The organism is Rhodospirillum centenum SW (assembly GCF_000016185.1).
Taxonomy (GTDB): domain Bacteria; phylum Pseudomonadota; class Alphaproteobacteria; order Azospirillales; family Azospirillaceae; genus Rhodocista; species Rhodocista centena.
In genome coordinates, this window is sequence record NC_011420.2 from 1581288 (window position 1) to 1601063 (window position 19776).

Annotated in this window: 18 protein-coding genes and 1 tRNA gene; 10 read left to right on the forward strand and 9 right to left on the reverse strand. The window is 70.1% G+C overall.

Features of this window, described 5'->3' with window-relative positions:
• Nucleotides 1-258 precede the first annotated feature (258 nt).
• Together RC1_RS07350 and RC1_RS07355 are read left to right on the forward strand one after the other, a co-directional pair.
• Nucleotides 259-705: a MarR family winged helix-turn-helix transcriptional regulator gene (locus tag RC1_RS07350; protein WP_234703844.1), complete on the forward strand. Its 447-nt coding sequence runs from the start codon at nt 259-261 to the stop codon at nt 703-705.
• Nucleotides 692-1459: a DNA alkylation repair protein gene (locus RC1_RS07355; RefSeq protein WP_012566727.1), complete on the forward strand. Its 768-nt coding sequence runs from the start codon at nt 692-694 to the stop codon at nt 1457-1459. Before RC1_RS07350 ends, RC1_RS07355 begins: the two co-directional genes overlap by 14 nt.
• A gap of 112 nt (nt 1460-1571) precedes the next feature.
• On the opposite strand, the gene RC1_RS07360 is transcribed toward RC1_RS07355, so the two are convergent.
• Nucleotides 1572-1661: transfer RNA gene (locus tag RC1_RS07360), tRNA-Ser, on the reverse strand.
• 346 nt (nt 1662-2007) lie between these two features.
• Here RC1_RS07360 and RC1_RS07365 point away from each other — a divergent pair.
• The gene (locus RC1_RS07365; protein ID WP_148213409.1) at nt 2008-2697 is read left to right on the forward strand and encodes a GGDEF domain-containing protein; all 690 of its coding nucleotides are present in this window, start codon (nt 2008-2010) and stop codon (nt 2695-2697) included.
• 120 nt (nt 2698-2817) lie between these two features.
• Here RC1_RS07365 and aspS read toward each other — a convergent pair whose 3' ends face one another.
• Nucleotides 2818-4623: an aspartate--tRNA ligase gene (gene aspS / locus RC1_RS07370; RefSeq protein ID WP_012566729.1), complete on the reverse strand. Its 1806-nt coding sequence runs from the start codon at nt 4621-4623 to the stop codon at nt 2818-2820.
• Between the two features lie 196 nt (nt 4624-4819).
• Here aspS and rnd point away from each other — a divergent pair, with 196 nt between their 5' ends.
• Together rnd and RC1_RS07380 are read left to right on the forward strand one after the other, a co-directional pair.
• Nucleotides 4820-5977 carry a ribonuclease D gene (gene rnd, locus RC1_RS07375; RefSeq protein WP_012566730.1) on the forward strand — a complete coding sequence of 386 codons (1158 nt, stop codon included), beginning with the start codon at nt 4820-4822 and terminating at the stop codon, nt 5975-5977.
• 116 nt (nt 5978-6093) lie between these two features.
• Nucleotides 6094-6987, forward strand: coding sequence for an exonuclease/endonuclease/phosphatase family protein (locus RC1_RS07380; RefSeq protein WP_012566731.1), 894 nt, complete (start codon nt 6094-6096; stop codon nt 6985-6987).
• A gap of 29 nt (nt 6988-7016) precedes the next feature.
• Here the strand turns inward: RC1_RS07380 and RC1_RS07385 are convergent, their stop codons facing one another.
• Both RC1_RS07385 and RC1_RS07390 read right to left on the reverse strand, forming a co-directional pair.
• The gene (locus tag RC1_RS07385; protein WP_012566732.1) at nt 7017-8540 is read right to left on the reverse strand and encodes a Ppx/GppA family phosphatase; all 1524 of its coding nucleotides are present in this window, start codon (nt 8538-8540) and stop codon (nt 7017-7019) included.
• 16 nt (nt 8541-8556) lie between these two features.
• Nucleotides 8557-10722, reverse strand: coding sequence for an RNA degradosome polyphosphate kinase (locus RC1_RS07390; RefSeq protein WP_041786166.1), 2166 nt, complete (start codon nt 10720-10722; stop codon nt 8557-8559).
• Between the two features lie 196 nt (nt 10723-10918).
• On the opposite strand from RC1_RS07390, the gene RC1_RS07395 reads away from it, so the two are divergent.
• On the forward strand, nt 10919-11455 hold the full coding sequence (locus RC1_RS07395; RefSeq protein WP_012566734.1) for a SixA phosphatase family protein: 537 nt from the start codon (nt 10919-10921) through the stop codon (nt 11453-11455).
• Between the two features lie 88 nt (nt 11456-11543).
• Entirely contained in the window at nt 11544-13142 is a 1599-nt protein-coding gene (locus tag RC1_RS07400) for a CYTH and CHAD domain-containing protein (RefSeq protein WP_012566735.1), read from the forward strand.
• 8 nt (nt 13143-13150) lie between these two features.
• On the opposite strand, the gene RC1_RS07405 is transcribed toward RC1_RS07400, so the two are convergent.
• Genes RC1_RS07405 through RC1_RS20000 form a run of 4 tightly spaced genes read right to left on the reverse strand, consistent with a single transcriptional unit; the run spans nt 13151 to nt 17069 of the window.
• Nucleotides 13151-13894 carry an HdaA/DnaA family protein gene (locus tag RC1_RS07405; protein WP_234703845.1) on the reverse strand — a complete coding sequence of 248 codons (744 nt, stop codon included), beginning with the start codon at nt 13892-13894 and terminating at the stop codon, nt 13151-13153.
• A complete protein-coding gene (locus tag RC1_RS07410) occupies nt 13891-15054 on the reverse strand; it encodes an AI-2E family transporter (protein ID WP_012566737.1) in 1164 nt (387 codons plus the stop codon). The genes RC1_RS07405 and RC1_RS07410 overlap by 4 nt, the downstream gene beginning before the upstream one ends.
• Entirely contained in the window at nt 15051-15620 is a 570-nt protein-coding gene (locus RC1_RS07415) for a CDP-alcohol phosphatidyltransferase family protein (RefSeq protein WP_012566738.1), read from the reverse strand. The genes RC1_RS07410 and RC1_RS07415 overlap by 4 nt, the downstream gene beginning before the upstream one ends.
• 9 nt (nt 15621-15629) lie before the next feature.
• Nucleotides 15630-17069, reverse strand: a complete 1440-nt coding sequence (locus RC1_RS20000) for a DUF2066 domain-containing protein (RefSeq protein ID WP_012566739.1) — start codon at nt 17067-17069, stop codon at nt 15630-15632.
• Nucleotides 17070-17195: 126 nt separating this feature from the next.
• Here RC1_RS20000 and purM point away from each other — a divergent pair, with 126 nt between their 5' ends.
• The 3 genes from purM (at nt 17196) to RC1_RS07435 (ending at nt 19248) form a co-directional block, all read left to right on the forward strand.
• Nucleotides 17196-18257 (forward strand): phosphoribosylformylglycinamidine cyclo-ligase, encoded by a 1062-nt coding sequence (gene purM, locus RC1_RS07425; RefSeq protein WP_041786170.1) that lies wholly within the window; start codon nt 17196-17198, stop codon nt 18255-18257.
• Nucleotides 18245-18895 carry a phosphoribosylglycinamide formyltransferase gene (gene purN / locus RC1_RS07430; RefSeq protein WP_012566741.1) on the forward strand — a complete coding sequence of 217 codons (651 nt, stop codon included), beginning with the start codon at nt 18245-18247 and terminating at the stop codon, nt 18893-18895. The genes purM and purN overlap by 13 nt, the downstream gene beginning before the upstream one ends.
• 128 nt (nt 18896-19023) lie before the next feature.
• Nucleotides 19024-19248, forward strand: coding sequence for a hypothetical protein (locus RC1_RS07435; RefSeq protein ID WP_012566742.1), 225 nt, complete (start codon nt 19024-19026; stop codon nt 19246-19248).
• Between the two features lie 100 nt (nt 19249-19348).
• Here the strand turns inward: RC1_RS07435 and ndk are convergent, their stop codons facing one another.
• Complete coding sequence (gene ndk, locus RC1_RS07440) at nt 19349-19771, reverse strand: nucleoside-diphosphate kinase (protein ID WP_012566743.1); 423 nt, start codon at nt 19769-19771, stop codon at nt 19349-19351.
• Nucleotides 19772-19776: the final 5 nt, after the last annotated feature.

Below are 19776 nucleotides of genomic sequence, written 5' to 3' on the forward strand. Positions count from 1 at the left end.
GACAAGGTGACGCAAGGGCTTTAACGCGCCGGCCGGATGATCGTCAGACACTGTCACCGGCAGGAACGCTTCCGGCATCTGACGCACGATACCATGTCAGCCCTGCGGCATGGGGAAAGCCCCCTACAGACCTCACGGATCAAGAGTTGTCAGTTCATAAGGCGCCATATAACATGGCGCCTTATGATACCTCTCGATCGGAAATACACCGCCCTTCTGTCTGGTCCTGGCACCGGCCCGGAAGCCGCCGTCGAGGGCATGCGCACCTGCTTCGAGGTGCTTTCGCTCGCGGCGGCCATTGATCGGGAGTGCGCCGTGCGCCTGGGCGCCCATGATCTGTCAGAGGGCAGGTTCGTCCTTCTGTTCCTGCTCCAGGCGGCCGAAGGCGGTCTGTCGCCGCATGAACTGGCCGAACAGGCCGGCGTCACGCGCGGCACCGTCACCGGGCTGCTCGATGGACTGGAGCGATCGGGATTTGTCCGGCGGGAGGAGAACGACATCGACCGTCGCAAGCGGACGGTGCGTCTCACCCGCGACGGCGCCGCGCTGGTGCAACGCCTCGCGGAGGAGCATGGCCGCTGGATCGGTTCGCTCTTTGCGGATCTGTCGGCGGCGGAGCGTGACGCGCTCCGCCATCTGCTCGGAAGGGTCTTCGCCCGCACAGAGACTGGTATGCAGACGGAGACGGCGGATGGTGGCGGATGATGGCGGATGCCGCCGCACGGCGATCAATGCCGGGCTGATCGAGACCCGCACTCTTGCCGAGGTCCTGGCGGTCGATTTCGCCACGCTGCTCCGCCATGTCGTGCCGGCGGATGTCCTGTCAGGCGACGATGGAATCCTGCGGCTCGCAACGCTCGGCATCTCCGCCCGGATGGCCGCGGTGGGGCAGCTCCTGCTGGAACGGCTCGGGTCACGGATGATCGCAACGCTCGGCAATCACCGGAGCGACACGGTCCGCGGCTGGGCGTGCTTCATGGTCGGCGCTCGGGACATGGCTTTGTCCGACCGGCTGGAGGCGATCCGCCCCTTTGCCGACGATGCTCATTTCGGAGTTCGGGAATGGGCATGGCTCGCGGTCCGACCCGCCATCAACACCCGGACCGACGAGGCGATGAGGCTCCTCAGCGCCTGGACGGCCGACCCGTCGGAGCGCATCCGTCGTTTCGCGTGCGAAGCGACCCGGCCCCGCGGTGTCTGGTGTGCCCACATCGCGTCCCTGAAGTCCGACCCGTCGCCCGGCCGTCAACTGCTCGACCCACTGCGTGCCGATCCCGCCGTCTACGTTCAGGACTCCGTTGGAAACTGGCTGAACGACGCCGCGAAATCGCGGCCGGACTGGGTGCGCAGCCTCGTCGCGGAATGGTGCGCCGATGACCCGCCGCCGGCGACCCGACGGATCGTCCGGCGCGCCCTGCGCTCTGTCGACAAACCGCCCGGGAAGAAGGTCAGGACATGAGGCAGCAGCGCCTCGCCTCCTGCGATCCGGAACCCGCGTCGCCGTCCCTTGACGCCGGCGCGCGCACGGCATCGGGCAGCTGACCTGAGAGGGTTCTGTTCGGTGAGAGGAGTGGCGGAGAGGGTGGGATTCGAACCCACGGTACCCTTGCGGGTACTTCGGTTTTCGAGACCGACGCGTTCGACCACTCCGCCACCTCTCCGCATCGCCGCCGTTTCTGCGCCGGGGTGGTCTTGGCCCCGGCCGGCTGCGAAGTGGCGCGCACCCTAACCAAAACGTCCGGCACATGCAAGCGGGAACAGAAAAAGAACATACCCCCTTGTCGTGCCCCCGCCCCCAGCGAAAACCATCCCGGCGAAGGAGAGGCTGCCGACCGGCTGAGCGCCCGGCAGCAGTTGCAGGGCCAGTCCGCGCGGGGCCGGCAGAAACTGCCGGCCGGCACCGGAACCGGTTTCCCCGAAATCAAGCAGATCGCAGGTATGTCAAGGGGTTAACCCGCTGGCACGGCCGTTGCTCAAGTCCAGGCGTCCCTGTCCCGGAGCGCCGCCATGCCGCTGGAATTCCCCCTCTCCCGCATCGCCCTGTCGGAACCGACCCTGCACCCGTCGCGTCGGGAACTGCCGTCCTTGGGGCTGGACCTGTCCGGGGAGACCGCCGCAGGGCAGTCGATGCTGCTGCGCGCCGCCCTGGCGCGGCTGGAAGAGGCCGAGCAGCGGCTGGCCGAGCAGCAGGAGCGCATCGGCTACCTGGAGACCCTGAGCCTGACGGACGAGCTGACCGGGCTGGCGAACCGCCGGGGCTTCCAGGAAGCGTTCCGGCGCGAGCTGTCCGCCGTCGCCCGCGGCGGGCGCGGCGGCGTGCTGGTGCTGGTGGACCTGGACGGCTTCAAGGCGATCAACGACACGCACGGCCATCAGGCCGGCGACACCTATCTGCGCCATGTCGGCCGGGCCTTGCGCGAGAATGTGCGCGCCCAGGATCTGGTGGCACGGCTGGGCGGGGACGAGTTCGCGGTGCTGCTGACCCGCATCGGGCCCGAGGCCGGGGCGGCCCGTGCCGCGGCCCTGGCCGACCGGGTCAACGGCCGGTCCTGCCCCTGGCAGAACCAGCGCCTGCCCCTGCGCGCCAGCTTCGGCAGCCAGCCCTACGGACAGGGTGACAGCGAGGAGGCGCTGATGCGCCGGGCCGACCAGGCCATGTACGCCAGCAAGGCCGAGCGCCGGCGCGTCCGCCCGTAACCCCCGCCCCATCATCCGCCGATCATCAGGGGCCCCGGCCAGCACGGGCGGCAACCCTGCCCCGGAACGGAAACGGGCCCCGGCGATCCGCCGGGGCCCGTCGCGTCCATGGTCCTGACCTCAGCCCGCGATCTTGGGCTTCGGCAGGTCGAGCTTGAGGTGCAGTTCCTTCAGCCGCTCCGGCGCCACGCCGTTCGGCGCCTGCATCAGCAGGTCCTCGGCGCGCTGGTTCAGCGGGAACAGGATGACCTCGCGGATGTTCGGCTCGTCCGCCAGCAGCATCACCATCCGGTCGATGCCCGGAGCGGAGCCGCCGTGCGGCGGGGCGCCCAGCTTGAAGGCCGAGAGCATGCCGCCGAACTTGGCCTCCAGATCCTCGGCAGCATAGCCGGCGATCTCGAACGCCTTGTACATGATCTCCGGCCTGTGGTTCCGGATGGCGCCCGAGGACAGCTCCACGCCGTTGCAGACGATGTCGTACTGGAACGCCTTGATCGTCAGCGGGTCCTGCGTCTCCAGCGCCTCCAGCCCGCCCTGCGGCATGCTGAAGGGGTTGTGGCTGAAGTCGATCTTCTTCCGCTCCTCGTCGTACTCGTACATCGGGAAATCGACGATCCAGCAGAACTCGAAGCGGTCCTTGGCGATCAGGTCGAGCTGGGTGGCGATCTCCGTGCGGGCCTGACCGGCCAGCTTGGCGGCGGGACCGGGCTGGTCGCAGACGAAGAAGACCGCGTCACCGTCCACCGCGCCGGTCGCCTGCCGCAGCGCGGCCTGCGCCGCCTCAGGCACGAACTTGGCGATGGGGCCCTTGCCGGCCCCGCCCTCGAAGACGATGTAGCCGAGGCCGGGGGCGCCCAGGCCGCGGGCCCAGTCGTTCAGCTTGTCATAGAAGCTGCGCGGCCGGTCGGCGACGCCCGGCACGCGGATGGTGCGGACCACCCCGCCCTTCTCGATCACGCCCTTGAACGCCTTGAACTCCACGTCCGGCCGGCGGAACACGTCCGTGACGTCCACGATCACCAGCGGGTTGCGCAGGTCCGGCTTGTCCGAGCCGTACTTCAGCATCGCCTCGTCGAAGGGGATGCGGACGAACGGATAGGGGCTGACCGACTTCTTCACGCCGGTGAAGCCGCTGAATTCCTCGAAGATGCCGTGGATCACCGGCTCGATCGCGGCGAACACGTCGTCCTGGGTGACGAAGCTCATCTCGAAGTCGAGCTGGTAGAACTCGCCCGGGCTGCGGTCGGCGCGGCTGTCCTCGTCGCGGAAGCAGGGCGCGATCTGGAAGTAGCGGTCGAAGCCGCTGACCATCAGGAGCTGCTTGAACTGCTGCGGCGCCTGCGGCAGGGCATAGAACTTGCCCGGATGGTTGCGCGCCGGGACCAGGAAGTCGCGCGCGCCCTCCGGCGAGGAAGCCGTCAGGATCGGCGTCTGGAACTCGGTGAAGCCCTGCTCGATCATGCGGCGGCGGACCGACGCGATGACGTTCGAGCGCAGCACCATGTTCCGCTGCATCTTCTCCCGGCGCAGGTCCAGGAAGCGGTAGCGCAGGCGCAGTTCCTCGCCGGCATCCTGCTCGGAATTGACCTGCAACGGCACCTGATCGGCGGCGGACTGGACCTCCAGCTCCTTCACCTGCACCTCGATCCGGCCGGTGGGCAGCTTGTCGTTCACGGTTTCCGTCGTGCGCGCCACGACCTTGCCCGTCACCGTGATGACGGATTCGACCCGCAGCCCTTCCACCGTCCCGAAATTCGGGTTGGAGGTGTCGATCACACACTGCGTCAGGCCGTAATGGTCGCGCAGATCGATGAACAGCAGGTTCCCGTGGTCGCGCTTGCGGTGAATCCAGCCGGACAGGCGGACGGTCTCGCCGGCATTCTGCTCGCGGAGCTGGCCACAGGTATGGGTGCGGTAGGCATGCATGGGGATCGGCCGTGACAATGCAGGTGGGCCCGGCGGCGCGAACGCCGCAGGCAGCGGCGGGCAACAGCGCACGGATTGCCCCGGATTGTCAAGGCAAGGGTGGGGCCGAAATGGGCCCCGGCGCCCCCGGAATATGGGCCGGAACCGGCAGCCAGCCGCTTTCCCTGCTACGCAGGGTCGTGTAAGAGGGGAAGCCATGATGCTGATAACCACGACCGCCGATCTCGCCGCCTTCGTCACCCGCCTGAAGGGCGCCGAGTACGTCACCGTCGATACGGAGTTCATGCGGGAGAAGACCTACTGGCCGCAGCTCTGTCTCGTCCAGGTGGCCGGCCCCGACGAAGCCGCCGCGATCGACCCCCTGGCGGAAGGGATGGACCTGACGCCCCTGTTCGAGCTGCTGCACGATCCGGGCGTGCTCAAGGTCTTCCATGCCGCGCGGCAGGACGTGGAGATCTTCGTGCATCTGACCGGCGCGGTCCCGGCGCCGCTGTTCGACACGCAGATCGCCGCCATGGTCTGCGGCTTCGGGGATTCCGTCGGATACGAGACGCTGATCACGAAACTGACCAGCGCCCGGATCGACAAATCCAGCCGCTTCACCGACTGGTCGCAGCGCCCGCTGACGGAGCGGCAGCTCAGCTACGCCCTGTCGGACGTGACGCACCTGCGCCCCGCCTATGAGAAGCTGCGCCGCCGCCTCGCCAAGACCGGACGCGAGCACTGGCTGGACGAAGAGAATGTGATCCTGGCCGATCCCGCCACCTACCGGGTGGACCCGGAGGAGGCCTGGCGGCGCCTCAAGGTGCGGACGGAGAAGCCCCGCTTCCTGGCCGTGCTGAAGGAGGTCGCCGCCTGGCGCGAGCGGGAGGCGCAGCGCAAGGACATCCCGCGCAACCGCGTCCTGCGCGACGAGGCGATCGTGGAGATCGCGGCACATGCGCCGACCACGGTCGAGGATCTGGCGCGCACCCGTGGCCTGGGCGCCAGTCTGGCGCAGGGCCGCTACGGCACGGAAGTGCTGGCCGCCATCCAGACGGCGCTGGCCCTGCCGCCCGATCAGTTGCCCCGGCCCGATCCGCGCAACGACATGCCGCCCGGCATCGCGCCGACGGTGGAACTGCTGCGGGTCCTGCTGAAGATGGTCTGCGATGCCAACGATGTCGCCAGCAAGCTGGTCGCCAATGTCTCCGACCTGGAGGCCATTGCCGCCGACGACGAGGCCGACGTGCCGGCGCTGAAGGGCTGGCGCCGCGAACTGTTCGGCGAACCGGCCCTGAAGCTCAAGCACGGCCGGTTGGCGCTGGCCATCGAGAAGCGCAAGGTGAAGCTGGTGGACATCCCCGCCGTGTGATGCCCGCCGCGTGATGCCCGCCGCATGATACCCGACGGCGGCGCGTTCACAGACGCGCCGCCGTCCCGTCATCTGTCCGGAGCCTGTACGGCGGACGGCAAGCGACGGGAGGGATCATGCCCTGGCTTTTCCATCAGAACATGCGCCGCTTCGGCGGCGGGGCGGCGGCGCGCAATCAGGCGTACCAGACGGCGTTCCAGAACCTGGTCACGGCCGCCGGGAGCGCACCCAGCGTCGCCGGCTTCACGGAGATCGTGAACAACATCGCCGCCCAGCAGGTCATGTCCGGGATCACCGCGAATCAGATGGGCATGGGCTTCTACCTCAACGTCGCCATCGGTCAGACGGCGCTGGCGAACGGCCCCGAATACATCGGTGTCGCGGTCCAGAACGCGGCGACGATCACCGGGATCGGCCGCATCACCATTCATGCCGACGGGCTTGATGTCGGGCTGATCCACGATCCCTTCACGATGCAGGTCGCCAACGAGACGCAGCAGCAGCGGACGATGCGGCTGCAGACCTGGTCCAACAACCTGCCCGGCGGCACCACCCCGGACACCCGCGGCCTTGCCTATGTCGTCATCGCCAACGGCAACTCCGCCGCGGCGGTGGGCTTCATGCACAACATGTACACGTTCGAGGAAGCCCGCGCCCTGACCGCCGGCAAGCTGCCGGGCATGGCCCGGTTCATGCGCCAGGCGATGGTCACGGCCGTGCCGAACGCGGCCAGCTACCTGACCGTGATCGGCGGGGACTTCAACGTCGCGCCGATCGAGGTGCGCGGCACCGCGCGCCAGGGCCGGATCTTCGCCTACGACACTCCCTGCCTGAACCCGCCGCCCGGCGCCATGGCCGGTGGCACGACCTGGTTCGGCAACCTGTACGACTACTGGTATCTGGATCTCCAGCCGACGGGCGGCGGCGGCGATCCGGTACCGGGAACCTATCCGGACACCATGGACAACGACCTGATGTCGGACCATTGCGGCATCACGCTGCAGTTCTGACACCGAGCGTTTCTGCGCGCGGCCGTCCCCTACCCCGCCAGTTTCGGCCCCGGCTGCACCGCGATCTCGCCCCGCCGGTTCAGGGACTTCGCCAGGGCATCGACGCGCCGCTGCACGGCCTCGCCGGTCAGCATCGCCGCATCCTCCGGCAGGACCAGGGTCAGCGTCTCCTCGCCCAGCCGAAGCGCGGTCCGTTGCAGCAGCGTGGCGGCCCCGCCGGTCAGGGTGTGGGCCAACCGCAGCGCCAGCCCCAGGATCAGGGCGCGGGCCTGGATGCCGGGGCCGGTCATGGTCCTCGCCGTCTCCACCTCCCGCGCCTCCAGCGTGCCGGCATAGCGGACGAAGGAGGTCAGGGCGAGGAAGCAGCGCTCGGTATGGTCGATGCCCGCGACGGGCATGCGCAGGATGCGCAGGAAGGCGTGCTCCGCCCGGTAGTCCGGGTGTTCCGCCCAGCCCAGATCCGACAGCAGGCAGGCCGCATGCCGGAGGCGTGCCGCCGCTTCGTCCTCTCCGGCGAACAGCGGAGCCGTCCAGCCGGTCAGGATTTCCGCCTCACCGAAGCGGCCCAGCCGCTCCGCCACCTCCCGGCAGGAGACCAGCAGCGGGTCCAGGCGCCGCTGCTCCGGCGGCAGCAGGTCGAACAGGTGCCCCTCGCGCAGCCCGTAGGCGGAGAAGACGACGCGGGCCGGCTGTACCGTCTTCAGCACCCGCTCCAGCACAAGTGCCGCCATCGGCAGGGTGTCCAGGCGGCGACGGGAGACACCGGGCAGCTTCTCCAGCGCCGAACGGTTCTGCCGGGCGATGCCGGCCGCGAAGTCGGCCATGTCCGGGGCGGCCACGGCATAATGATGGATGATGTGGAGCGGGTATTTCACCTGCTCCATGTGCATCTTGGCGATGGCGCGCCAGCTTCCCCCCACCGGGTAGAAGCTGCGGCCCTTGGCGGTGCCGATCCAGTCCAGCTTCCCGAGGTGCTGGTCCACCAGTTTCGTGACCGTGGCGGGCTTGCCGTCCGTCGCCTCCATCAGGCGCAGCGGCCCCAGCGGCAGCGTCACCTGCGGGCCGATATCGCCCTTGTCCAGCCCGACCAGTTCCAGGCTGCCGCCGCCCAGGTCCCCGGCCAGACCGTCCGCCCCGGGCGTGCCCGACAGCACCCCCATGGCGGCCAGCCGCGCCTCCTCCTCCCCCGGCAGGACGGTCAGGCGCAGGCCGGTCCGTTTCTGCACCTCGGCGACGAAGTCGGGACCGTCCGTCGCGTCGCGCACGGCGGCGGTCGCCAGCGCATCCACCCGGCCAACGGACATGCCCTCGATCAGCCGCCGGAAACGGCAGAGATTGTCGAGGGCGAGCGGTACGCCCTCGGGGTTCAGCCGGCCGCTCTTCTCGACCGACTTGCCCAGACCGCAGAGGACCTTCTCGTTGAAGAGCGCGGTCGGGGACCGGGACAGCCCGTCATAGACCACGACACGGATGGAGTTCGACCCGATGTCGATGACGCCGATCCGTTCCGTCGGGGAGGACTGGCCGGGCTGCCGGTTGAACTGGAGTGCCATGCGCGGGGGCGACCCTTTACGGGAGGGACTTCTTCAGCTCCAGCTTCGGTGGCAGCCGCGCTTCCGTCAGCGCACTGCCCCGGCCGGACAGGCTGGGGTTGGTCATGAAGTAGGTGTGCGCGCTGAAGGCGCCCGGCGTGGCGTCGTTGCGCTGATAGGTGCCGTCGGGCCAGAGCCGCCAGCTCTGCGCCTCGTCCTTCAGGTTCGCCACCATGATCTGGTCCAGCACCTGCTGATGGACCGTGGGATTCTCGATCGGCACCAGAACCTCGATGCGGCGGTCGAGGTTCCGCGGCATCCAGTCGGCGGAAGAGATGAAGACCTTGGCATCGGGATGCGGCAGGCCGTGGCCGTTGCCGAAGGCGACGATGCGGGCATGCTCCAGGAAGCGTCCGATGATCGACTTCACCCGGATGTTCTCGGACAGGCCCTTGATCCCCGGCCGCAGGCAGCAGATGCCGCGGATGATCATGTCCACCTGCACCCCGTTCCGGGATGCCTCGTAGAGCTTGTCGATCACCTGCCCGTCCACCAGGGAGTTCAGCTTGACCCAGATGTGGGCCGGCCGGCCGGCATGGGCGTGGGCGATCTCCGCGTCGATGAGCTGGACCAACCGCTGCCGCAGGGTCAGCGGCGCCACGGCCAGCTTCTCCAGCACCCGGGGCGTCGCGTAGCCGGTCATGTAGTTGAACATGTTGGCGGCGTCGTGGCCCAGCGCCGGATCGCAGGTGAAGAAGGACAGGTCCGTGTAGACCTTCGCCGTGATCGGGTGGTAGTTGCCGGTCCCGAAATGCACGTAGGTGCGCAGGCCGCGGGTCTCCCGGCGCACGACCAGGGAGACCTTGGCGTGCGTCTTCAGGTCCACGAAGCCGTAGACGACCTGCACGCCCGCCCGCTCCATGTCGCGGGCCCAGCGGATGTTCGCCTCCTCGTCGAAGCGGGCCTTCAGCTCCACCATGGCGGTGACGCTCTTGCCGGCTTCCGCCGCCTCGATCAGGGCGGCGACGATGGGCGAGTTCTTGGAGGTGCGATAGAGCGTCTGCTTGATCGCCAGCACGTTGGGGTCCTGGGCCGCCTGACGCAGGAACTGCACCACCACGTCGAAGCTCTCGAACGGGTGGTGGACGATGATGTCCTTGTGCCGGATGGCGGCGAAGCAGTCGCCCCCGAAGTCGCGGATCCGCTCGGGGAAGCGGGCATTGTAGGGCGGGAACAGCAGGTCGGGCCGCTCGTCCACGATGAGCTGCTTCGTGTCCGTCAGCCCCAGCAGACCGTCCAGCAGGAACACGTCGTCGTTGGAGACATGAAGCTGGCCGCGCAGGAACTCCAGCAGCTCCTTGCCCATGCCGGAATTGACGGCCAGCCGGATGACGACGCCGCGCTTGCGCCGCTTCAGCGCGCTCTCGAAGGTGCGGACCAGATCCTCCGACTCTTCCTCGATCTCGATGTCGCTGTCCCGCAGGATGCGGAAGACCCCGTGCCCCTTCAGCACGAAGGGCGGGAACAGGCGCGAGATGAAGGTGAGGATGATCTGCTCCAGCAGGACGAAGCGCAGCTCCGACCCTGGCAGGCGGATGAACCGTTCGAGCTGCTGGGGCATCATCACCAGCGCGTCGAGATTCTGGTTCTTGATCGGATCGAAGAGCTGGAGCGCCAGCGAGAAGCCGGTGTTCGGCACGAACGGGAACGGGTGCGCCGGGTCCACCGCGATGGGGGTGAGCACCGGAAAGATGTCGTCGTGGAACTTGTTCTCCAGCCAGTCATGCTCGGCCGGGGTCAGGTCCTCGGGATCGACGACGTTGATCCCGGACCCGCGCAGCTCCCGCCGCAGCAGCAGCCAGCAGGCCTGCTGGTCGCGCATCAGGTCGTTGACCCGCGCGTTGATCGCCGCAAGCTGCTGCGCCGGCGTCAGGTTGTCGTCCGACGGCGTGGCGACGCCCGCCGCCACCTGCGCCTTCAGGCCGGCGACGCGGACCATGTAGAACTCGTCCAGGTTGCTGGCCGAGATGGACAGGAAGCGCAGCCGCTCCAGCAGCGGGTGATTCGGATTGTACGCCTCTTCCAGGACCCGCTGATTGAAGGCCAGCCAGGAAAGCTCCCGGTTGATGAACCGCTCCGGCGAGGACAGGTCCGGCGCGGACAGCTCCGTCCGGTCGCCTTCGGGTTCGGCCAGAATGGTCATGGTGGTCTCCGGGACAGGGTGCGTCATGGGCGCTTCGGAAGAGGCCTTGGGACTGTAGGCCGGTTCCGTTACGGTTTTCGGGCGCATCTCCTGGAGCGCCGTCCCGGTCTCCGGTCCGTGCAGGTCGTCCCGCACGGCCGGGTCCTCCGACGGCCGCCGCCGTGGAACCCGTCCCGTCGAAGTCCGCCTGGTCGCCATGAAAAGCCTCTATCTGCTCCGCCACGCCAAATCGGCCTGGGACGATGCAACCCTTGAGGACCACGACCGTCCTCTCGCCCCCCGCGGTCGCCGTGCCTGCGCGACCATGGCCAAATATCTGGGGGAACGCAAGGGCGGGCCGCCCCGGCTGGACCTCGTGCTCTGCTCCACCGCGCGGCGGGCGCGGGAGACGCTGGAGGGGGTGCTGCCGGCCTGGCCGGTGGCGCCGGAGACCGTCCACGAGGCGGGCCTCTACCTCTGCGGCACCGACGCCCTGCTGGACCGTCTGCGTGCCCTGCCGGAGACGGTGGGCGCGGTCATGCTGGTCGGGCACAACCCCGATTTCCAGGAACTGGCGCTGACCCTTGCCGGCACGGGCGATCCGGCGGCCCTGGCCGCAGTGCGGGAGAAGCTGCCCACCGGCGGCTTCATCGCTCTGGAACTGCCGGACGGTCCCTGGTCCGGCCTGTCGCCCCGCGGTGGCCGGCTGGTCGAGTTCACCCCGCCCCGCAGCCTCACCGGCCCCCTCGAATGATCCTGGCCGGGCGGCCCTGCCGATTTGGACTTAACGCGCTGCCGGCGCTAGGCTATCTGAGCGCGGGTTCCCCAGCGAAACGGATACCGTGACAGGCCAGCCGACGCCTTCCCAGCCCCGCCCCCAGCCGACACCGTCCGCGGCGTCGCCGGCACCGACGCGCGAGATCGAGCTGAAGCTCTGCGCCCCTGCCGCGGACCTGCTGCGCCTGCCGGATCTGCCGGAGGTGACCGCGATCGCCACGGGGCCGGCGCGGCGCACGCGCCAGCGCACCACCTATTTCGACACTCCCGACCTCCAGCTCGCCCGCGGCGGCATCGCCCTGCGGGTCCGGCGGGTCGGCAGCAGCCGGGTGCAGGCCGTGAAGACCACGGGCAGCGCCCCCGGCGGACCGGGCAAGACCGGCGACGGCGGCGCCGTGGCGGTCCGGCGCGAATGGGAATGGCCGATCCCGACGGACACGCCCGATCTGCGACTCCTTTCGGAGCTGGAGCTGGACGCCGCCCTGCCCGACGGGGCGCTGGACAACCTCGCCCCGGTCTTCGTCACCGATGTTCAGCGCACCGTCGTGCTGCTGCGTCCCGGCCCGCGGGTCGAGGTGGAGATGGCGATCGACATCGGGCAGGTCACCGCCTCGCCGGCCGGCGCCGCCCAGCGCCACCAGCCGATCAGCGAGGTCGAGCTGGAACTGAAGGCCGGACGGATGTCCGATCTGCTGACGCTGGCGGCGGTGCTGCACCGGCGCGTGCCGCTGCATCTCTCCACCCGCAGCAAGGCGGACGAGGGTTTCGGGCTGCTGACCGGCCGGCGGCCGCGGGCGAAGCCGGCCGGCCCCATCGGGCTCTCGCCGGCGACCACGGTGGCGGAGGCGTTCCGTCATATCGGCCGCAACGCGCTGGGCCAGCTTCTGGACAACGCCCCCGCCTTCCAGGCCGATGGCGACCCCGAGGCGCTGCGGGAGATGGCGGCGGCGACACGGCGGCTGGAGTCGGCCTTCGTCCTGTTCAGGAACGTGGTCGTGCATCCGCGCGGGGACGGGCTGCGCCACGAGTTGCGGGGGCTGGCCGAGCCACTGGCGCTGGCGCGGGCCTGGGACCGGGTCGCGGCCAGCGTCTCCGGCCATGGTGGCGGGGCGGCGACCGGGGCGCTGGCCGCGGCCGTCGCCACGGCCCGCCGCACGGCACGGCTGCAGGCGCTGGAGACGCTGAACGGGCCGGCCTGGACCGGCTGGGCCCTGGGCTTCGCCGGCTGGCTGGAGGACGGCGCCTGGGCCGACGGGGAGGCCTTCGCCGGCACGATGCGGGAGATCGCCCCGACCCTGCTGGCGAAGCGGCTGGCGAAGCTGGAGAAGAGTGCGCGGAAGCTGCCCGACGGGCCGACGGCGAAGCTCTGGCGCCGGTTGCAGCGTCTGCGCTACGGCATCGACTTCTTCCGCTCCCTGTTCCCGGCCGACCGGGTGCGGCCCGTGCTGGCCGCCGTGGACTCGCTGCGCGGCCCGTGCAAGACGCTGATGGACGGGCACGAGGCGGAAACGCTGCTGGCGGACATGCGCGACCGGCTGCCCAGGGAGGCGCGGGCCGAACTGCGCTCCCTGCTGGAAGCGATCGCCGCGCACCGGGCGGAAGCGCGCGCCGCCCTGCCCGCCGCCTGGGCCGATCTGCACGCGACGCCGGTGTTCTGGGACTGACGCCCCGGTCAGGGCTGTCCGGCCGCCGGCTCCGCCTCCTCCGCGTCCTGCTCCAGTACGGCCTTGCAGAACGGCACGGTGATCGGCTTCTTCGCCTCCAGCGCGGCCCGGTCCAGCGCCTCCACCACCCGGCGGGCATTGGCGAAGGAGCGCTCGGTCCGGGTCATCAGCCAGCGGATGACATCCTCGCCCACGCGGATCTGGCGGTCGGCGAACAGCTTCACCAGCACCGCCATCAGCAGCGCATCATCCGGCGCCGCCATGCCCACGGCGGGCGCAGCCAGCAGGCGGGAGCGCAGATCGGGCAGCCGCAGCACCCAGTTGACGGGTGCGTTGTCGGCCAGCAGCAGCAGCGAGCCGCCGATCTCCTTCGCCGCGTTGTAGAGGTGGAACAGGACCCGCTCCCGCGCCGGGTCGCCCGCCACCTCGTGGGCGCGGTCCAGCACGACGGTCCGCATGGGCCGCAGCAGGTCCGGAACCGAGTCGAGGTGCAGGTCGTCGGGCTCCACCAGCACGGCCCGGCTGCGGGCGCGCCAGATCTGGGCCAGATGGCTCTTGCCGCTGCCCGGCGGCCCGAACAGCACCAGGGCCGGCGCCGGCCAGTCGGGCCAGGCATCCAGCCAGGCCACCGCGTCCGCATTGCCGGGCGCGACCAGGAAGTCGGCCTCGCCCATGGCGGAGCGGTGCCCGAGATCGAGGGACAGCTGCTTGTTCTCGGCGACCATCAGGACCGGCCTCAACGACGTGCTCAAGGGGCCGGCGGCGCATCCGCCGGGGCGTGGCCGCCCGCCCCTTCCGCCGCCGGATGCGCCAGCACCGGCTCGGGCGGGAAGACGGGCGGGCCGGACGGCTCCGGATCAACCCCCATGTAGTAGGTACTGGAGAGATACTGCCTGAGGCCGAAGCGCACCAGCACTCCGATCACGGCCGCCACCGGCACGGCCAGCAGCACGCCCACGAAGCCGAACAGACTGCCGCCCGCCAGCAGCGCGAACATGACCCAGACCGGGTGTAGCCCGACCCGCTCGCCCACCAGCTTCGGCGTCAGGAAATAGCCCTCGATGGTCTGGCCGACGACGAAGATGCCGGCCACGAGCGCGATCCGCCAGAGGTCGTCGTACTGGAAGACCGCGATACCGACGCTGAGACCGAAACCGACCAGCGAACCGACATAGGGGATGAAGGAGAGCAGCCCCGCGATCAGCCCGACGATGAGCCCGAAATTCAGCCCCGTGAGGGACAGGGCCGCGGCGTAGAGCAGCCCGAGCGCGATGCAGACGGTCGCCTGACCCCGCACGAAGCCGGCCAGCGTCCGGTCCACCTCGCGCACTTGGCCGCGGATCGTCGGTGCATGCGGACGCGGCAGCCAGCCGTCCACCGTCCGGACCAGCCGGTCCCAGTCGCGCAGCAGATAGAAGGCCACGACCGGCGTGATCAGCAGCACCGAGAGCACGTCCACCAGGGCGACGCCCTGCACCAGCAGGCCGCGCAGCAGGGCCGCCGTCCAGCTCACCACCGTGCCGGCATACTCGCCCACCGCCTGCCGCAGCCGCTCCACATCCTCTGGCGACAGGCGGGCGACGATCGCCTCCAGGTCCGGCAGGAACTCCTCCTTGACCCAGGCGATCCAGCCTGGCGCGCTCTCGGCGATCTGCACGATCTGCGCCTGCATCAGGGGGAAGAGCAGCACCGCAGCCACCGTGGCGCCCAGCATGAAGGCCAGCAGCACCAGGGTCGCCGCCAGCCAGCGGGGCAGGCCCGTGCGTTCCATCCGGTCGGCCAGAGGGTCGAGCAGATAGGCCACCGCCATGCCGGCCACGAAGGGCAGCAGCATCTCGTGCAGCAGCCAGATCAGCGTGATGAAGACGCCGAGCCCGACCATCCAGAAACGCAGCGGCCGCCTGTCGTTCATGTCGGACCCGCCTCCCGTTCCTCCTCCCGCGTGCGCAGGATCAGCAGACCGCGCAGGAAATAGCCGAGCAGCGACCAGCCGGTGGTGATCGCCACCAGCCAGACCAGAGGCTCGATCCAGGATTCCGGCGCCAGGGCCGGGCCGTAGACAGCCAGCACCAGCGCCGCCAGCGCGATCTGGGCGAAGGTGTTGACCTTGCTGATCCACAGGGGCTGCATCGCCAGCCGCTCCTTCATCAGGGTCAGGACCGAGACCCCGCCCACGATGATGATATCCCGCAGGACGATCAGGACCACAAGCCAGAGCGGGACCAGCGCCTCGTACCCCAGCACCAGGAACACCGCGACCAGCATCGCCTTGTCGGCGATGGGGTCGAGGTAGCCGCCGAGCTTCGTGCGGGCGCGGAAGGTGCGGGCGATGAAGCCGTCCATGGCATCGGAGACGCCAGCGGCGACGAACAGCCAGAACGCCTCGTGGAAACGCTCCTCCGCGATCAGCCAGACCAGGAGCGGCACCGCCAGGATGCGCGCGACGGTGATGATGTTCGGCAGGCTTACGATGAACATGCGGACCGATCAGGGCGACGGGGCGACCGCTCCGGGAACGGTCGGCTGGGGGGAACGGGCCGGGTCCGCTGCAGGGGTCGCCGCGGCGAGCGGAGAGCCCCGCCAGACCAGCCGCCAGACAGGCGCAGGTGCGGCCCCTGCCGGCATCGCCGCCCCGGGTTCCGCCACCGGAGGCCCGCCGTAGGACGACGGAGCATCGAAGGGGCCGGTCGCCGGCTCCTCGGTCAGCAGCAGGTCCTGCTGCGCCAGGGCCGTGCGCAGCCGGGCCGTGTCGCCGAGACAGGTCAGTTCAAGCTCCGCCCGGTCGCGGGCCAGCGAGACGATGCGGACATGCGTGATCGTCGGCACCCCGCCCAGCCGACGCCGGGTCTCGGCCCAGTCCTGCAACCCGGACAGCGGCACCGTCACGGCGAGCCGGTTCTCGTGCCCCGTCTCCACCAGATTGGCCTGGACCCAGGCCTGCTCCAGACGCTCCACGACCTGACGGACGGCCTCGGGCATCGCCTCGGCGATGCCGGGCGGCGGTGCGGCGGCGGGGGACTCCGCGGACGCGGAAGCGGCCGGCGCGTCGGGATGGTGGACCGGGGCCGGGGGCAGATCCAGGACGCTGATCTCAGGCGCGCCGTCGAAATGATGGAGGGTGACGATCACCCGCAGATCGTGCGCGCCGGCCGGTGGAGCGCCCGCCGTGGTGGATGCCGGCGGCAGGGCCGGAACCGGGGCCGGACGTGCCCCGGGATCGGCCGGCGGCAGCCCGGCCGGTGGCGGCATCTCCAGAATCCCCTTCAGCCCGGCCTGGACCACGGCGACGGAGCCGGCGCCGTAGCGGTCGGCGATCCGGCGCAGGGCCGTAACGTCGCCGGCCAGGGCCTCGCTCACCCCGATGTCGGTCACGTCCTGAAGCTCGCCATAGGGAATGACGATGGGCAGCAGTCCGTCGGGCAGCGGCAGATCGGCCCAGGCGCGGCGCCATGCCGTCTCCTGCTGCCAGAGGATCGGATCGCCCAGCGTGTGGTCCACCGCCAGCACCAGCAGCGGCTTCGCCTGCACCTCGGCATAGGGGATGCCGGCACCGATCATCAGGGTGCGGACGGCGGAGGGGCGGAAGCGGACCGTGTAGGTCCCGACATAGCGCACGGCGGAGGTCCGCTCCTCCTGCACCTCGAAGGCTTCGACCAGCGCTTCGATCTCCGCCGGCCCGAGCGTCGGCAGCCGGTTCGCGTCCCGCGGCAGGGTCAGGCGCTCGTACAGCGTCCGGAACGCCTTGCGCTGCGCCTCCGGGATCGCCTCGTCGCGGGCGGCCGCGGCGTTGCCGGCGGTGATGTCCACGACCACGTCGCGCACCGTGAAGACATCGTGCGGCGCCTGCGCCCGGGCGGGGGTCCAGAGGCACAGCAGCGCCAGGACGACGAGGGCGGGACGCAGGGCGGAAATGCAGCGGACCAGCATTGCAATGGGTTCCGATCTTGCTATGTTCGGCGCCGGTTGAAACGCCCGGACGGCCGCATCGGCGCCGCAGGCTACCCCAGACCCCGAGTTGAGCGCCACACCGTCCGGCGCCAAAGCGAGGACGCCATTACCAGCTACTCCTACAAGGATGCCGGTGTCGATATCGACGCAGGCAACGCCCTCGTCGAGGCGATCAAGCCGCTGGCGAAGTCCACGGCCCGTCCCGGCTCCGACGCCGGTCTGGGCGGCTTCGGGGCGCTGTTCGATCTGAAGGCCGCCGGGTACTCCGATCCGCTGCTCGTCGCCACCACCGACGGCGTCGGCACCAAGCTGAAGGTCGCCATCGAGGCCGACCGCCACGATACCGTGGGCATCGACCTTGTCGCCATGTGCGTCAATGACCTGGTGGTGCAGGGGGCCGAGCCGCTGCTGTTCCTGGACTACTTCGCCACGGGACGGCTGGAGGTCGCGGCCGGCCGCGCCATCGTCCAGGGCATCGCGGAGGGCTGCCGGCAGGCGGGCTGCGCGCTGGTGGGCGGAGAGACGGCCGAGATGCCGGGCATGTACGCCCGGGGCGACTACGATCTGGCCGGCTTCGCCGTCGGTGCGGTGGAGCGCAGCCGGGTCCTGACCGGCGATGCCGTGGCCGAGGGCGACGTGGTCCTGGGCCTCGCCTCCTCCGGCGTGCATTCCAACGGCTATTCCCTGGTGCGCAAGCTGGTCGGCGTCGCCGGCCTCTCCTATGCCGATCCCTGCCCGTGGGACGCCGGCTGCACCCTGGGCGAAGCGCTGCTGACCCCGACCCGCATCTATGTGAAGCCGCTGCTGGCGGCGGTGCGGGCCGGCGCAGTCCATGCCATGGCCCACATCACCGGCGGCGGCCTGATCGAGAACATTCCGCGCGTCCTGCCCGCCGGGCTGGGCGTGGCGCTGGACGCCGGCGCCTGGACCCTGCCGCCGGTGTTCGGCTGGCTGATGCGGACCGGCGGCATCGACGCGCACGAGATGGCGCGCACCTTCAACTGCGGCATCGGCATGGTGGCCCTCTGCCCGGCCGACCGGGCGGATGAGGCGGCCCGGCTCCTGACCGCGGGCGGCGAGACGGTGACCCGTATCGGCCGCGTCGTCCGCGTGGACGAGGGCGCCGAGCGGGTGGCGATCGCGGGACTGGACGGATGGCGCGCCTGAAGCTTGGCGTGCTGATCTCGGGCCGCGGCAGCAATCTCCAGGCCCTGATCGACGCCTGCGCCGAGCCGGGTTTCCCGGCGTCGGTCGCGCTGGTGCTCTCGAACAGGGCGGACGCCGCCGGCCTGGAGCGCGCCGATGCGGCCGGCATCGCCACCGCCGTCGTCAGCCACCGCGACCATGCCGGCAAGCAGGCCTTCGAGGAGGCCATGAGCACGGCGCTGGAGGCGGCGGGAGTCGACCTCGTCTGCCTTGCCGGCTTCATGCGCCTGCTGTCGCCCTGGTTCGTGGAGCGCTGGCGCGACCGACTGATCAACATCCACCCGTCGCTGCTGCCTGCCTTCCCCGGGCTGGACACGCACCGCCGCGCCCTGGAAGCGGGTGTCCGCTTCCACGGCTGCACCGTGCATCTGGTCCGCCAGGACATGGATGCCGGCCCCATCCTCGTACAGGCGGCCGTCCCCGTGCGCCCCGACGACACGGAGGAGAGCCTCGCCGCCCGCGTGCTGGAGCAGGAGCACCGCTGCTATCCGCTGGCGGTACGGCTGCTGGCGGAAAGGCGCGCCCGCATCGTGGGCGAGCGGGTGCTGCTGGATGCGGACGCGACCGCACCGGAACCGCTGCTGAACCCGGCCCCCTGAGGCGCCCCCCCTGATGACCCCTGCCCCGGCCTCCACCGAAAGGAAGGGGCGGGGCGGCCTTGCCAACGGGTACGACAGCCCGTAAATCGTTTTCCGTTGGAACAGTTCGGAAAACGGGAGGGTTTGACATGGCCGCCAACTCCGGGCCCGCTGCCGTCAGCGAGGATCTGGTCCGCGAGCATGCCGCGGGCTGGACGCGGTTCACCCGTCTGCTGACGATCGCCGTCGTCTGCGTCGCCGTCGTGATGCTGATGTTCGTGCTTCAGTTCGCAACCGGCTGGGGCTTCGCCGTCTTTGTGATGCTGGCGGGCTTCGCCACCGTCGGCATTCTGGTCGCCCGCGGCAGGCTCTGAGCGCGGGGGCACGCGCCGGGTCTTCCGGCGGACAGGCCGGGCATGAAAAAAGGGCCGCCGGATCGCTCCGACGGCCCTGATCCGTTGTCGCCGGGCTGGATCAGCCGACGATCTCGGTCCCGCTGAAGAAGTAGGCGATCTCGGTCGCCGCATTCTCCAGGCTGTCCGAGCCGTGCACGCTGTTGGCTTCGATGCTCTCGGCGAAATCCTTGCGGATCGTGCCCGGAGCGGCGTTGGCCGGGTTGGTGGCGCCCATGATCTCGCGGTTACGGGCGACGGCGTTCTCGCCCTCCAGGACCTGCACGACCACGGGGCCGGAGATCATGAAGGAGACCAGTTCGCCGTAGAACGGGCGCTCGGCATGGACGATGTAGAACTGCTCGGCCTGCTCGCGGGTCAGGCGGATGCGCTTCTGGGCGACGATGCGCAGACCGGCCTCCTCGAAGCGGGCATTGATCTTGCCGGTGAGGTTGCGGCGGGTCGCATCGGGCTTGACGATCGAGAGCGTCCGTTCGACGGCCATGTTTG